Origin of the sequence: Bradyrhizobium sp. (assembly GCF_004799405.1) — a bacterium.
Classification (GTDB): Bacteria; Pseudomonadota; Alphaproteobacteria; order Rhizobiales; family Xanthobacteraceae; genus Bradyrhizobium.
Genome location: NZ_SSMW01000120.1, coordinates 1 through 13,052, shown reverse-complemented (window position 1 = coordinate 13,052; position 13,052 = coordinate 1). Strand labels below are relative to the sequence as shown.

Here is a 13,052-nt window from a genome sequence, read left to right as displayed (position 1 = left end):
GTTAAATCTCCACCACCTGTCCCGGCTGCAGCGCCACGAACTTATCGCGCGGAATCCGGGCGTCATCGAGCGCTGCCGCCAGCGCAATCGCCGGTGCGTCGATGGCTTCGTCGGTCAGTTGAAAGGTGCGGTGATGATGCGCCAGCGCCTGCTCCGCGCCGCAATCGGCCAGCGCGTTGACCGCATCGGATGGGTTCATGTGCTGGTCCTGCATGAACCAGCGCGGCTCATAGGCACCGATCGGCAAGATCGCCAGCCGCAACGGCCCGTGCGCCTGCGCGACGCGGCGGAAATGCTTGCCGTCGCCATAGCCGGAATCGCACACGATGTAGATTTTCCCGGCCGGCGTCTCCACGACGAAACTGGCCCACAGCGTCTTGTTGCGGTCGAACAGGCCGCGTGCCGACCAATGCCGCGTCGGCACCAGCGTCACCGCAACGCCGTTGCCAAGGTCTCCGCGGTCGTGCCAGTCGAACGCCTCGGCTTTGATCGCGTCGTCGGCGCTGCGCATGGTGGCGTCGTTGCCGAGCGGGGTAATCACGCGCGGCGAGAATTTCGCCGCGAGCCTTGAAAGCGTTGCGATGTCGAGATGGTCGTAGTGACCGTGCGACACCAGCACTATGTCGATCGGGGGCAACGCCTCGAATGCAATACCGGGATCGTTGCGACGCTTGGGTCCGGCCCAGGCCACCGGCGAGGCGCGCATCGACCACACCGGATCGACCAGGATGTTCAGCCCCGACGTCTGGATCAGCCAACTAACGTGACCGACGAACGACAGCCGCACCTTGTCGCCGGTAACGCGCTGCGGCGGCGTATCTGAATAGGGACTCGGCGCCCATTCCGGCCATTCATGCCGCTGCCGGTCGCGGCCAAATTGCCAGCGCAGGATATCGAGCGGGTTTTTCGGCGGCACGCCATCGGGATCGAAGAAATGCAGGCCGTCGAAATGATCGGACACCGGACCGTCATAGGTTTTCATGCGGGACATCCATAGCGACGGCACGCCGAGCGCCGCGGCAGCGCCGGCCAGCAGCCCCAGAACACGACGGCGGATGATATTCATGGCCCGATTGACCCGAAAAAGCGGCTTTCGGCAAGGCTGAGCCGGCCGCGAAAATGTCGTTTTTCAGCGACTTTTCTTGACTTTCGCGGGCCACAGGGCTTTAACGCCCGCACTTCTCGGAAAGACGTTCTTTTCGACCCGCCGCCCGGCCCTTGAGACCGGAGGCCAACGCCCGACAGCGCGATGCGCCCTCGGGCGCAAAAGTGTTTGGTTTGGTACCTGCAAGTCAGAACAAAGGACAACAGCATTGTTCGACAATCTGTCGGAAAAGCTTGGTGGCATTCTCGATCGGCTGACGCGGCGCGGCTCGCTGACGGAGGCCGATGTCGATGCCGCGATGCGCGAGGTGCGCCGCGCGCTGCTGGAGGCCGACGTCTCGCTCGACGTCGTCAGAAGCTTCACCGAAAAAGTCCGCGAGCAGGCGATCGGCGCCACCGTGGTCAAGTCGGTCACCCCCGGCCAGATGGTGGTGAAGATCGTCCATGACGAGTTGATCGCCACGCTCGGTTCCGACGGCCAGACCATCGACCTCAACGCGGTGGCGCCGGTCGCCATCATGATGGTGGGCCTGCAGGGCTCCGGCAAAACCACCACCACCGCGAAACTCGCCCGACGCCTGACCCAGCGCGACAAGCGCAAGGTGCTGATGGCCTCGCTCGACATCTATCGTCCAGCGGCGATGGAGCAACTGGCGGTGCTCGGGCGCGACCTCGATATCCAGACCTTGCCGATCGTCGCCGGCCAGAAACCGGCGCAGATTGCCAAGCGCGCGCTGGAAGCCGGCAAGCTCGGCGGCTACGACGTGGTGCTGCTCGACACCGCCGGCCGCACCACGCTCGACGAAGAGATGATGGCGGAAGTCGCCGAAATCAAAACCGCGGCCAATCCGCATGAAGTGTTGCTGGTCGCGGACTCGTTGACCGGCCAGGACGCGGTCAGCCTGGCGCGCTCGTTCGACGCGCGCGTCGGGCTCACCGGCATCGTGCTGACACGCGTTGACGGCGACGGCCGCGGCGGCGCGGCGCTGTCGATGCGCGCCGTCACCGGCAAGCCGATCAAGCTGATCGGCACCGGCGAAAAAACCGACGCACTGGAAGATTTTCATCCCAGCCGCATCGCCGGCCGTATTCTCGGCATGGGCGACGTGGTGTCGCTGGTGGAAAAAGCCGCCGCCCATATCGATGCGGAAAAGGCCGCGCGCGTCGCCGAAAAAATGCGCAAGGGTCAGTTCGACCTTTCCGACATGCGCGAGCAGCTTTTGCAAATGTCGACTATGGGCGGCATCAGCGGGCTGATGGGCATGATGCCCGGCATCGCGAAGATAAAGAACCAGCTCGCCGCCGCCAACCTCGACGACAAGGTGTTGAAGCGTCAGGTCGCGGTGATCGATTCGATGACGCGGCAAGAGCGCAAGAATCCGGACATCCTCAAGGCCAGCCGCAAGAAACGCATCGCCGCCGGCGCCGGCCTCAAGGTCGAGGAAGTCAACAAGCTGCTCAAGATGCACCGGAACATGGCCGACATGATGAAGGCCATGGGCTCGGGCAAGCGCGGGCCGATGGCCGGCATCGCACAGGCGATGGGCTTTGGCGGCGGCATGCCGTCGCCAGAGCAGATGAAGGCGCTGGCGGAGAAAATGCCGGGTGGCGCCGGGCCGGGCGGCATGCCGGCGTTGCCGAAAGAACTTCCCGCGGGCCTGCGCCAGGGCCTGCCGAACTTGCCGGGCCTGACCGGACTCAGCAGCAAGCCGACCCTGCCGGGCCTCGGCGGTTTTCCCGGCCTCGGCAAAAAGAAATAATCCGATCAATTCATCCCCATTCAAACAGACCCCTGAAGGAGAACCAAATGTCAGTCGTTATCCGCCTCGCGCGCGCAGGCACCAAGAAGCGTCCGGTCTATCACGTCGTCGTCGCGGACTCGCGTTTTCCGCGCGACGGCCGCTTCATCGAGCGGCTCGGCCATTTCAATCCGCTGCTGCCGAAGGACAATGAGGCGCGGTTGAAACTCGACATGGACAAGGTCAAGGGCTGGCTCGCCAAGGGCGCACAGCCGTCGGACCGGGTGTCGCGCTTTCTCGATGCCGCCGGTGTCGCCAAGCGCGCCGCGCGCAACAATCCGGAAAAAGCCGTGCCACGCAAGGAGCGCAAGGCCAACGCCGAGGCTAGCGCCACTGCCGCAACAGCTACCGCAGCTGCCGCCAAAACGGCTAGCGCAGCAGCCGCGGCAGCGAAAAAGTAAGCGCGACGGCGCGCGACGGTGGCAGCGCAAATCTGCGTCGCGCGTATCGGTGCCGCGCATGGCGTGCGCGGCGCGGTGAAGCTGTGGACCTTCACCGAAGAACCGCTCGCGGTGATGGACTACGGCCCGCTCGCCACCAAGGACGGCGCGCGTCGGTTCGAGGTGACGCATGCCCGCCCGGCCAAGGGCCATCTGGTCGCGACGCTGAAAGGCATCGCCACGCGCGAGGAAGCCGAACGGCTCAACGGCGTCGAGCTGTACATCGCGCGCGAAAAACTCCCGGCCACCGCCGAGGATGAATATTACCACGCCGACCTGATCGGGCTCGCCGCGGTTACGGCCGCCAATGCGCCGCTCGGCCGCGTCACCGCGATCCACAATTTCGGCGCCGGCGACATCATCGAAATCGCGCCCGCGCACGGTGCGACCCTGCTGCTGCCGTTCACCAACACCGTGGTACCCACGGTCGATCTCGCAGGCGGACGCGTGGTGATCGAATTGCCGGATGAGATCGAAGGCGACACGCCTGAAGATGCGGGGGCGTCGTGAGTTCCAAGGCGAAGAGCTGGCGCGCGACCGTGCTGACGCTGTTTCCGGAGATGTTCCCGGGTCCGCTCGGCGTCAGCCTTGCAGGCAAGGCGCTGGCGGCCGGCCTGTGGGCCCTGGAGGTGCGCGATATCAGGGATTCGGCCACTGACCGGCACCGCAGCGTCGACGACACCCCGGCCGGCGGCGGCCCCGGAATGGTGCTGCGCGCCGACGTGCTGGCCGATGCCATCGATGCGGCAACGGTATCCCTGGATCGTCCGCGCCTGCTGATGAGCCCACGGGGTCGGCCATTGACCCAGTTCCAGGTCGCGGAACTCGCCGCCGGACCGGGGCCATTGATCGTTTGCGGGCGGTTCGAAGGCATCGATCAGCGGGTTATCGAGGCCCGTGGGCTGGAGGAGGTTTCGGTCGGGGATTATGTGCTCTCCGGCGGCGAAATCGCCGGCATGGCCCTGATCGACGCCTGTGTCCGGCTGCTGCCGGGGGTGATGGGAAAACCGGCTTCCGGCGCCGAGGAGAGCTTCTCCGATGGCCTCTTGGAATACCCGCAATACACCCGTCCGCAGGTGTTCGAGGGCCGAACCATCCCGGACATCCTGCTTTCCGGGGACCATGCCCGGGTCGCGGCCTGGCGCCAGGCCGAGGCCGCGGCCCTGACAAGGGCGCGGCGGCCCGATTTGTGGGCCGCCAAGACCCTTCAAAAACGGCTAAATGACCCGACGGAAGGGTGACAAGCCATCGCCTTTGCCGTATAGCAGCGCCAAATCCGCGCAGGATAAACCAATACTCGCGCAGCCCGCGCCTTGGCAGCTGGGGCGCGCCGCCGATGGAGATTTCGCGATGAACCTCATTCAAGAGCTCGAAAAAGAGCAATTCGAAAAATTGTCGGCGGCCAAGAAGATTCCGGAATTCGGACCCGGCGACACCGTGATCGTCAACGTCAAGGTGGTCGAAGGCGATCGTTCGCGCGTCCAGGCCTATGAGGGTGTCTGCATCGGCCGTTCCGGCGGCGGCCTCAATGAGAGCTTCACGGTGCGCAAGATTTCATACGGCGAAGGCGTCGAGCGCGTGTTCCCGGTGATGTCGCCGATGATCGACTCGATCACGGTGGTGCGCCGCGGCAAGGTGCGCCGCGCCAAGCTGTATTACCTGCGCAATCTGCGCGGCAAGTCGGCCCGCATTGTCGAGAAGACGGACCGCGCCGCAGCCGTCGGCGAGTAACCGCGGCAACATCGGATTTGACGGAAAGCGCGGGGCTCAGCTTCCGCGCTTTTTTGTTGCGGCATGCCGCATCGTCAGGTGCTATAAGACCCATATGTTTTCGGATCGCCAGCCCATCGCGTCTCGCGTCGTTCTCGACGACCGTAGCCGTTTGCCCTGGCGCTTCTTCGGCCGGCTGACGACATCGGCGCTTGCGGCCTGACGCGCGGCGCGCGCCGCATTGATCGCGCGCGATGGCATCTTTTCCGATTTAAATCCCGACTCAAGGCCTGACATCATGTCCGACAAAAAACCGACCACACTGTACGACAAAATCTGGAACGATCATCTGGTTCACGAGGCCGATGACGGCACCTGCCTGCTTTATATCGATCGTCACCTGGTCCATGAAGTGACCTCGCCGCAGGCTTTCGAAGGCTTGCGCGCCACGGGCCGCAAGGTTCGCGCGCCGGAGAAGACGCTGGCCGTGGTCGACCACAACATCCCGACCACCGACCGTTCCAAGCCCAATCCCGATCCGGAAAGCATCGAGCAGATGCGGGTGATGGCGGAGAACGCCAGGGAATTCGGCATCACCTATTACGACGAGCATGATCGCCGCCAGGGCATCGTGCACGTCATCGGCCCCGAGCAGGGCTTCACGCTGCCTGGCACTACCATCGTCTGCGGCGACAGCCACACTTCCACGCACGGCGCATTCGGCGCGCTGGCGCACGGCATCGGCACGTCGGAAGTCGAGCATGTGCTGGCGACGCAAACCCTGATCCAGAAAAAAGCCAAGAACATGCGCGCCACCGTCGACGGGCAATTGCCCGCCGGCGTCACCGGCAAGGACATCATTCTGGCGATCATCGGCGAGATCGGCACCGCCGGCGGCACCGGCTATGTGCTGGAATATGCCGGCGACGCGATCCGCGCGCTCTCGATGGAAGGCCGCATGACGGTCTGCAACATGTCGATCGAGGGCGGCGCCCGTGCCGGGCTGGTAGCACCCGATGAAAAGGCGTTTGAATTCCTCAAGGGACGTCCGATGTCGCCCAAGGGCGACACTTGGGACGCTGCGATGCGCTATTGGGAAACGCTGCGCTCTGACGATGGCGCGCATTTCGATCACGAGATCAGGCTCGATGCTGCGAAACTGCCGCCGATCGTGACCTGGGGCACCTCGCCGGAAGACGTGGTGTCGATCTCGGGTGTGGTGCCCGACCCCGACCAGATCGCCGATGAAGCCAAACGGCTCTCGAAACACCGCGCGCTGAAATATATGGGCCTCGTCGCCGGCACCAAAATCACCGACATCAAGCTCGACCGCATCTTCATCGGCTCCTGCACCAACGGCCGGATCGAGGACCTGCGCGCGGCGGCGAAGATGGTCGAAGGCAAGACCGTCAACGGCAATCTCAATGCCATGATCGTGCCGGGCTCCGGCCTCGTGAAGGAGCAGGCGGAAGCCGAAGGCCTCGACAAGATCTTTATCAAGGCCGGATTCGAATGGCGCGAACCGGGTTGCTCGATGTGCCTTGCCATGAATCCCGACAAGCTCAACCCGGAGGAGCGCTGCGCCTCGACCTCGAACCGCAATTTCGAGGGCCGCCAGGGTTTCAAAGGGCGCACCCACCTGGTTTCGCCGGCCATGGCAGCGGCAGCCGCGATCGCCGGGCATTTTGTCGACATCAGGGAGTGGCGCTAACGGCGCTTGCTTCAACCTTAAAGCGGTTTGGCAACAAGTCGTTAAGGTGCCGGGAGCAGACTGGCGGCTAGCGGAGGCGTGGCGTTTCGACAAGGAGCGGGCCGTGGCCGACAAGCGTGAATTCGTCGATATGATCTCAGAGGCGACGCGCCAGTCCCGGCGCCGGTTCGCGCCGCGCATCGTCGCGCCCGAAGTCAAGGAAAGATCTCGTCTAAGTCACTGGCCGCCGCAGCGCTGGGTGGAATGGCGGCTGGAAACCTTCAAGCCCTGGAAGCTCAAGCCGTGGAAAACCGACGGCTGAATTGAGCGCGGCGACATTTCCGCCGGCAAGCCGAACGAAAAACAGGCCCGCTGATTGCGGACCTGTTTGAACCCGGCATCCGGGCAGAGATCACCAGCGGCGGTGATGCCAATGGCGGTGATGCCAACGGTGGCCACGGTGCCACCGCACCTCGGTCGTCATCCCCGAATCCCGCTGAACCGCCACCGCGGCGCCGGGATTGGCCAGCGACAGCGCCTGGGCACGCTCGGCTGGCGCGGCCAAAACCAGCAAAGCGCCGACGGCCGCAAGTCCCAGAAGTCTCGTCACGTTCATATCTATCTCCCTTGGGGTCATCTTGTGTCACGCCGCCGCGACGCGACACAGATCGCGAAACTGGAGTGAACGACGTGAATGTGAGTGAATACCTGCGCCGCAGAGAGGAACGCGAATGAGGTGGAACGGTTCCCGCCGCACAACGACAATTTCATGAGTTGGCTTCAAAACCGGTATAGGCTGGCGTGCGTATCTTCTGAAAGCTTCCCATCACAGGAGATTGTCATGGCCCCGTCTCGAAAAATGTCCGGAACTGCATTCGGGATTTCACGTCTCGCTTTCGCCTTTGCGCCGGCGATCGCGGTGTTGCTGTCGGCTAATCCGGCCCTTGCCTCCCAGGGGCCCGGCGGCGGTCTTGGCACCGCCAGCAACTTCACCCAACTGGCGATGGCCGTCATCGTCTGGGGAACGTCGGCACTGGTGGTCGGCGCCGGATTGATCGGCGCTGCACGGCGGCGTTGAGGCCGAAACTCTAGCCGGGACGCCAGAAACAGTTCATGCGAGGCACGATCACCGTGCCGCTCGGCCGGTATTCCTGCACATAGGTTGCGGTGCAATCCCGCACCGCATTTCGGCCGGGGAAATACCGCGGATAGACGCCATCGGGCTCGCCTTCGTAACGCGGATAGACCCGCAACCGGATCGGCGGCCGCCGAGCCCGCGGCGCAGGCGCCTCGGTTGATACCGGCTGTGCGGTTTGCGCCAAACGAGTCCTGGACGGCGCGGCCGGCGCTTGCGCGCTCGCGCCCGTCGCCAGAACGATCCCGGCGAAGGCGGCCAATATCGCCGCCATCCTGATACGCATCATGACGCCCACCCAAACCTGTTACGGCGGCAAGGTCTCCGATTGCAGGCCCAACGTCAACTGCGCGGAAGCTTCAAAACCGGTAGGCACCGGCGCGGGACACGCGCTAGAAACACCTGATGTGGACATCAGCGAAAGCGCCTTCCCTTGCCGATATGGAAGCCATGGCGCACGCCATTTTCGGGCGTTTGCCCAAGGGGTTTCGCGACCTGTGCGAGGGCGTGATCATCCGGGTCGACGATTTTCCGGCCGATGAGGTGCTCGACGAGATGCAGGCGGGGAGCGAATTCGACCTGCTCGGCCTGTTTCAGGGCGTCGGCCTGCCGTTTCGGAGCAACCAGGACATCGCGCGGCTGCCCAACATGATCTGGCTATATCGCCGCCCGATCCTGGATTACTGGGCCGAACATGAGGACACGCTGGGCCATATCGTCCGCCATGTGCTGATTCACGAGATCGGCCATCATTTCGGCCTCTCCGACCGCGATATGGAAGCGATCGAGGCTGCCGCGGATTAGCCCTGCATAAAATAGCCTTTAACCGACGGCCCGATCGGGCTAAAAGCCCGTTGCCCGTTTGCGGGTTTGCAACTTTTGAAGTGCAAGTTTGCAATCATTCATCTGCAACGTTGAAGATTGAGCCATGGACAAGTTTACCACGCTGGAAGGCGTCGCGGCCCCCCTGAAGATCATCAATGTCGATACCGACATGGTGATCCCGAAGCAGTACCTGAAGACCATCAAGCGCACCGGCCTCGGCAAGGGGCTGTTCGCGGAACAGCGCTACAAGGATGATGGCAGCGAGAACCCGGATTTCGTGCTCAACAAGCCGGCCTATCGTAACGCCAAAATTCTGGTCGCCGGCGACAATTTCGGCTGCGGCTCAAGCCGCGAACACGCGCCATGGGCGTTGCTCGATTTCGGCATCCGCTGCGTGATCTCGACCTCATTCGGCGATATCTTCTATAATAATTGTTTCAAGAACGGCATTCTACCGATCCGCGTGTCGCACGAAGACCTCGACAAATTGTTCGACGACGCCGAACGCGGCGCCAATGCGACGCTCAGTATCGATCTCGCCAGTCAGGAAATTCGCGGCCCCGACGGCGGCACCGTGAAGTTCGAGATCGACGCGTTCCGCAAGCACTGCCTGATGAACGGCCTCGACGACATCGGCCTCACCATGGAAAAGAAGACCTCGATCGACCGCTACGAGGCAAAGGCAAAGACCGAGCGCGCTTGGGCGTGATCTCGCGCTGCCCGTCATCCCGAGGTGCGAACCAGCGGGTCCGGCTTGGCCGGCCCGTTGACAGAAGCCGCGAGCCTTGAAGAATCACCGAGATGGGTTGAGCATGCGGCCCGAAATCGTCACCTTCTGGCACGGCCCGCTCGACGCTCTCCGGCTGATCTGCTTGAGATCGCAGATCGCGGCCGGCCACAACGTCACGGTCTACAGCTTCGATCCGCTCGCCGGGTTGCCCGCCGGCGTCGGCAATGCCGAGGCTGAAGCGGTCCTGCCGCTTTCGTTCGCGGAAAGATTGCGTCCGACCGGACCCAGTGGCGTATGGCGCGACTGGACTTATTTGCAGTTCAGCGATTTCTTCCGGATGCGGTTGATGGCGGGCAGCCGGGGTCTGTGGCTCGACGCCGATGTGTTGCTGCTCAAGCCGGTCGAGATCGATCCCGGCAAACCGTTTTTCGCCTGGGAGCGGCCGCGCCAGCTCGGCAATTCGGTGCTGTATCTGCCGGCGGGCGACCCGATCGTGACGGCGTTCGAGCACCTGATGGAGCAGGAAGAGTTGACGCCGGACTGGCTGGCGCTGCGGCACCGCGTGGCCTTCGCGTTGCGCAGGTTGCGCGGCGGCTCCAAGCGTCTCGCCGATATTCGTGTCGCCATCTATGGCCCGCCGTCACTGACCGCGCTCGCCCGCCGGGCCGGTGAATTGCATTACGCGCTGCCGAAGAAATCGTTTTATGCGGTGCATGCCGCACCGAAATTGTTTTTCGCGCCGTGGGATTTTTCGGCGCTGATCGGCGACCCGGAAATACTGGGCTTTCACATTTCGCCGAAAGACCGCTGCAACGAGAAGCCGGTTCCCGGCAGTTTATATGCGTGGGCGGCGGAGCGGTTTGGTTCGCATTAACCCTCGCGCTTCCGGAGACGGTAAGAGATCAATTCCCCATCGCGGCGATCGCATCGGCGATCGCGATGGTGCGTTTGGCCATCTCGGCGTGCAGCCGTTCCACCATTCCACCGTCGAGCTGGATCGCGCCGCGCGAGGCGTTCTCCGGCCGTTCGAACGCTGCGATGATCTTGCGGGCATAGGCCACTTCGTCCGTCGGCGGCGTGAAGATGGCGTTGCAGGCCACGATCTGGCCGGGGTGGATCAGTGTCTTGCCGTCGAAGCCGAGATCGCGGGCCTGCGCGCATTCCTGGCCGAAACCATCGACATTGCTGAAGTCGCTGTAGGGGCCATCGAGAATTTCGAGGCCGAAGGCCCGGGTGGCGAGAATGCAGTGGGTGATCATCGGGATCATCGCGGCACGGCCCGGCCGCATGCGGATCCGCGTCTCCCGCGAAATATCGTTGGGCCCGAACACAAAGCCCGCGAGCCGGTTCCCGGGATCGCGCGACGTGCTGGCGAGCTCCTCGGCATGCAGCACCGCGCGCGCGGTCTCGATCATCGCCCAGATCCGGATCGAGGGATCCGCCTTGATCGCGCTGAGGCGATCGGCGATGGCGGCAATATCCTCCACGCTGGAAATCTTCGGCACCAGAATGCCGTCGGGCCGGGCCTTGCCCGCCATGGCGATGTCGTCGATCCACCACGGCGAATCCAGGCTGTTGGTGCGGATCAGCACTTCGCGCTTGCCGAAGCCGCCCGTGGCGATCGCCTGCGCGATCTGGTCGCGCGCCATGGCCTTGGCATCCGGCGCCACCGAATCCTCGAGATCGAGGATGATGCCGTCGGCCGGGAGGATGCGCGCCTTTTCCAGCGCCCGCGCGTTCGATCCGGGCATAAACAGCAGGCTGCGGCGCGGGCGGATCATGACGTGGTTTCCTTTCGGTCTGCCTGGCTTGCGATGCTCGCTGTTTGAGCATGGGCTGCCCGGAAAACCGGTTCCGACTTTTCCGGGCCATGCTCTATCATTTCAACCCATCGTCCGAAAGGCTTGTTCCCGTCATCGGCATGTGGTTAGGCACTGTGATGTCACCATTCCCCCAACGTCTGCTTGAAGGCTACCGAACCTTCACCTCGCAACGGCTGCCGACCGAACAGTCGCGCTACCGCCAACTGTCCGAGCGCGGGCAATCGCCCGAAGTGATGGTGATCGGCTGCTGCGACTCGCGCGTGTCGCCGGAGGTGATCTTCGACGCCGGTCCCGGCGAATTGTTCGTGGTGCGCAATGTCGCCAACCTGGTGCCGGTGTATCAGCCCGACGGCGGCGCGCATGGCGTATCGGCGGCGCTGGAATATGCGGTTCGAGCCCTGCACGTCAAACACATCGTGGTGCTTGGCCATGCGCAATGCGGCGGTATCCGCGCCTTCATCGACAAGATCGAACCGCTGTCGCCCGGCGACTTCATCGGCAGGTGGATGTCGATGTTCGTCAAGCCGGGCGAAAAAGTCGAACAGCGCGATCACGAGACGATGCAGGATTTCACCGTCCGGATCGAGAAGGCCGCGGTGTTCCGCAGCCTGGAAAACCTGATGACATTTCCTTTTGTGCGAACGCTTGTCGAGCGCGACGAGATGAACCTGCATGGCGCCTATTTCGGCGTCGCCGAAGGCTCGCTATTCGTGCTCGACCAGGCGGCGAAGGAATTCCGCAGCGTCAGGGAAATCCCGGCCTCATCCTGAGGAGGCCCGTCAGCCTGTCCTGCCACCGTCGCTGTGATCGCCGCCCCAGCGATCCGACAGCGCCAGCACCAGCGTCGAGATCACGAACACCAGATGCACGCCGACCAGCCAGCCCATCTTCTGGGCGTCGAACGAGGCATCGATGTTCATGAAGGCTTTCAAGACCTGGATGGCCGAAATCGCGACGATCGAGGCCAGCAATTTCTGCTTCAACCCGGCGAAATCGACCTTGGTGATCCATTCCGGCCAGTCCGGGTGGCCGGCGGGATCGATCCGCGACACGAAGTTTTCGTAACCCGAGAACACCACGATCAGGATCAGATTGCCGGTCAGCGTGACGTCGATCAGGCTGAGCACGCCGAGGATGATATCGGTCTCCTTGGCGACGGGGGCGTGGAGGATGAACTCCCACACCATCATCGCAAACTTGTACAACAGCACCGCGAGGCTGACGACGAGGCCGAGATAGAACGGCGCCATCAGCCAGCGGCTGTTGAACAGCACGCTCTCAAAGCCCTGCTCGACGCGTCGCAGCGACGGATTAGGTTGATATTTTGCCGGCTCGTCCGTCATCCCAACCCGCCTTGATCGGCGTGCGACAACGCCCGCCTTCTATGCCGCTTTCTTCTTGGCGCTGATCAGCTTGCGGTTGATCAGGCATTCGGCGATCTGGATCGCATTCAGCGCCGCGCCCTTGCGCAAGTTATCGGAGACGCACCACAGCACCAGACCGTTCTCCACCGTCGCATCCTCGCGGATGCGGCTGATGTAGGTGGCGTCCTCGCCCGCCGCCTCGTACGGCGTGACGTAGCCGCCCGGCTCGTGCTTGTCGATCACCAGGCATCCCGGCGCGTTGCGCAGGATATCGCGGGCCTCATCGGCCGAAATCGGCTTCTCGAATTCGATGTTGACCGATTCGGAATGACCGACGAATACCGGCACCCGCACGCAGGTCGCGGTAAGCTTGATTTTGGGATCAAGAATCTTCTTGGTCTCCATCATCATCTTCCACTCTTCCTTGGTGTA

The 13,052-nt window shown here is 63.4% G+C and carries 18 protein-coding genes; 12 read left to right on the top strand and 6 right to left on the bottom strand.

All coding sequences use genetic code 11. From position 1 onward, the window contains the following. Window position 1: 1 nt before the first annotated feature. Window positions 2-1,066, bottom strand: a complete 1,065-nt coding sequence (locus E7813_RS18175) for an MBL fold metallo-hydrolase (RefSeq protein WP_291576172.1) — start codon at window positions 1,064-1,066, stop codon at window positions 2-4. A 247-nt stretch (window positions 1,067-1,313) separates the two neighbouring features. Between E7813_RS18175 and ffh the strand changes: the two genes are divergently transcribed. The 7 genes from ffh to E7813_RS18140 all read left to right on the top strand — a co-directional run bounded on the left by ffh (window position 1,314) and on the right by E7813_RS18140 (window position 7,065). Continuing rightward, on the top strand, window positions 1,314-2,864 hold the full coding sequence (ffh, locus tag E7813_RS18170; RefSeq protein ID WP_291576170.1) for a signal recognition particle protein: 1,551 nt from the start codon (window positions 1,314-1,316) through the stop codon (window positions 2,862-2,864). Window positions 2,865-2,911: 47 nt separating this feature from the next. Further along, on the top strand, window positions 2,912-3,304 hold the full coding sequence (rpsP, locus tag E7813_RS18165; protein ID WP_291576168.1) for a 30S ribosomal protein S16: 393 nt from the start codon (window positions 2,912-2,914) through the stop codon (window positions 3,302-3,304). An 18-nt stretch (window positions 3,305-3,322) separates the two neighbouring features. Beyond that, window positions 3,323-3,853, top strand: coding sequence for a ribosome maturation factor RimM (gene rimM, locus E7813_RS18160; protein ID WP_291576166.1), 531 nt, complete (start codon window positions 3,323-3,325; stop codon window positions 3,851-3,853). Next, window positions 3,850-4,584, top strand: coding sequence for a tRNA (guanosine(37)-N1)-methyltransferase TrmD (gene trmD / locus E7813_RS18155; RefSeq protein ID WP_291576163.1), 735 nt, complete (start codon window positions 3,850-3,852; stop codon window positions 4,582-4,584). Before rimM ends, trmD begins: the two co-directional genes overlap by 4 nt. A 109-nt stretch (window positions 4,585-4,693) precedes the next feature. Continuing rightward, complete coding sequence (gene rplS / locus E7813_RS18150; protein WP_291576161.1) at window positions 4,694-5,074, top strand: 50S ribosomal protein L19; 381 nt, start codon at window positions 4,694-4,696, stop codon at window positions 5,072-5,074. Window positions 5,075-5,351: 277 nt separating this feature from the next. Next, window positions 5,352-6,764 carry a 3-isopropylmalate dehydratase large subunit gene (gene leuC, locus E7813_RS18145; RefSeq protein ID WP_291576159.1) on the top strand — a complete coding sequence of 471 codons (1,413 nt, stop codon included), beginning with the start codon at window positions 5,352-5,354 and terminating at the stop codon, window positions 6,762-6,764. 103 nt (window positions 6,765-6,867) lie between these two features. Next, window positions 6,868-7,065, top strand: a complete 198-nt coding sequence (locus E7813_RS18140) for a hypothetical protein (protein WP_291576157.1) — start codon at window positions 6,868-6,870, stop codon at window positions 7,063-7,065. A 90-nt stretch (window positions 7,066-7,155) separates the two neighbouring features. Here E7813_RS18140 and E7813_RS18135 read toward each other — a convergent pair whose 3' ends face one another. Next, entirely contained in the window at window positions 7,156-7,359 is a 204-nt protein-coding gene (locus E7813_RS18135) for a hypothetical protein (RefSeq protein WP_291576155.1), read from the bottom strand. Between the two features lie 225 nt (window positions 7,360-7,584). Here E7813_RS18135 and E7813_RS18130 point away from each other — a divergent pair, with 225 nt between their 5' ends. Beyond that, window positions 7,585-7,821: a hypothetical protein gene (locus E7813_RS18130; protein ID WP_291576154.1), complete on the top strand. Its 237-nt coding sequence runs from the start codon at window positions 7,585-7,587 to the stop codon at window positions 7,819-7,821. Between the two features lie 10 nt (window positions 7,822-7,831). Here the strand turns inward: E7813_RS18130 and E7813_RS18125 are convergent, their stop codons facing one another. Next, the gene (locus tag E7813_RS18125; RefSeq protein WP_291576152.1) at window positions 7,832-8,167 is read right to left on the bottom strand and encodes a hypothetical protein; all 336 of its coding nucleotides are present in this window, start codon (window positions 8,165-8,167) and stop codon (window positions 7,832-7,834) included. Between the two features lie 116 nt (window positions 8,168-8,283). On the opposite strand from E7813_RS18125, the gene E7813_RS18120 reads away from it, so the two are divergent. From E7813_RS18120 to E7813_RS18110, 3 genes are all read left to right on the top strand, one after another. Further along, window positions 8,284-8,682: a metallopeptidase family protein gene (locus E7813_RS18120; RefSeq protein ID WP_291576150.1), complete on the top strand. Its 399-nt coding sequence runs from the start codon at window positions 8,284-8,286 to the stop codon at window positions 8,680-8,682. 124 nt (window positions 8,683-8,806) lie between these two features. After that, window positions 8,807-9,412, top strand: a complete 606-nt coding sequence (gene leuD / locus E7813_RS18115) for a 3-isopropylmalate dehydratase small subunit (protein ID WP_291576148.1) — start codon at window positions 8,807-8,809, stop codon at window positions 9,410-9,412. 103 nt (window positions 9,413-9,515) lie between these two features. Then, a complete protein-coding gene (locus E7813_RS18110; RefSeq protein ID WP_291576146.1) occupies window positions 9,516-10,307 on the top strand; it encodes a hypothetical protein in 792 nt (263 codons plus the stop codon). Between the two features lie 28 nt (window positions 10,308-10,335). Here the strand turns inward: E7813_RS18110 and E7813_RS18105 are convergent, their stop codons facing one another. Next, a complete protein-coding gene (locus tag E7813_RS18105; RefSeq protein ID WP_291576144.1) occupies window positions 10,336-11,214 on the bottom strand; it encodes a CoA ester lyase in 879 nt (292 codons plus the stop codon). A gap of 158 nt (window positions 11,215-11,372) precedes the next feature. On the opposite strand from E7813_RS18105, the gene E7813_RS18100 reads away from it, so the two are divergent. After that, the gene (locus E7813_RS18100) at window positions 11,373-12,026 is read left to right on the top strand and encodes a carbonic anhydrase (protein WP_291576142.1); all 654 of its coding nucleotides are present in this window, start codon (window positions 11,373-11,375) and stop codon (window positions 12,024-12,026) included. Between the two features lie 9 nt (window positions 12,027-12,035). Here E7813_RS18100 and E7813_RS18095 read toward each other — a convergent pair whose 3' ends face one another. Together E7813_RS18095 and E7813_RS18090 are read right to left on the bottom strand one after the other, a co-directional pair. Next, on the bottom strand, window positions 12,036-12,599 hold the full coding sequence (locus tag E7813_RS18095) for a TIGR00645 family protein (protein WP_291576140.1): 564 nt from the start codon (window positions 12,597-12,599) through the stop codon (window positions 12,036-12,038). Between the two features lie 39 nt (window positions 12,600-12,638). Further along, window positions 12,639-13,052, bottom strand: a 414-nt coding sequence (locus E7813_RS18090) for an Asd/ArgC dimerization domain-containing protein (protein ID WP_291576138.1), incomplete at its 5' end; no start/stop codon positions are given.

What these genes read in the sequence shown, in the direction of transcription:
- E7813_RS18125 (WP_291576152.1), bottom strand. Translation starts at nt 8,167, where the DNA reads ATGATGCGTATCAGGATGGCGGCGATATTGGCCGCCTTCGCCGGGATC.
- E7813_RS18110 (WP_291576146.1), top strand. Translation starts at nt 9,516, where the DNA reads ATGCGGCCCGAAATCGTCACCTTCTGGCACGGCCCGCTCGACGCTCTC.
- E7813_RS18105 (WP_291576144.1), bottom strand. Translation starts at nt 11,214, where the DNA reads ATGATCCGCCCGCGCCGCAGCCTGCTGTTTATGCCCGGATCGAACGCG.
- leuD (WP_291576148.1), top strand. Translation starts at nt 8,807, where the DNA reads ATGGACAAGTTTACCACGCTGGAAGGCGTCGCGGCCCCCCTGAAGATC.
- rplS (WP_291576161.1), top strand. Translation starts at nt 4,694, where the DNA reads ATGAACCTCATTCAAGAGCTCGAAAAAGAGCAATTCGAAAAATTGTCG.
- E7813_RS18175 (WP_291576172.1), bottom strand. Translation starts at nt 1,066, where the DNA reads ATGAATATCATCCGCCGTCGTGTTCTGGGGCTGCTGGCCGGCGCTGCC.
- leuC (WP_291576159.1), top strand. Translation starts at nt 5,352, where the DNA reads ATGTCCGACAAAAAACCGACCACACTGTACGACAAAATCTGGAACGAT.
- rpsP (WP_291576168.1), top strand. Translation starts at nt 2,912, where the DNA reads ATGTCAGTCGTTATCCGCCTCGCGCGCGCAGGCACCAAGAAGCGTCCG.
- E7813_RS18135 (WP_291576155.1), bottom strand. Translation starts at nt 7,359, where the DNA reads ATGAACGTGACGAGACTTCTGGGACTTGCGGCCGTCGGCGCTTTGCTG.
- E7813_RS18120 (WP_291576150.1), top strand. Translation starts at nt 8,284, where the DNA reads ATGTGGACATCAGCGAAAGCGCCTTCCCTTGCCGATATGGAAGCCATG.
- E7813_RS18095 (WP_291576140.1), bottom strand. Translation starts at nt 12,599, where the DNA reads ATGACGGACGAGCCGGCAAAATATCAACCTAATCCGTCGCTGCGACGC.
- E7813_RS18130 (WP_291576154.1), top strand. Translation starts at nt 7,585, where the DNA reads ATGGCCCCGTCTCGAAAAATGTCCGGAACTGCATTCGGGATTTCACGT.
- E7813_RS18100 (WP_291576142.1), top strand. Translation starts at nt 11,373, where the DNA reads ATGTCACCATTCCCCCAACGTCTGCTTGAAGGCTACCGAACCTTCACC.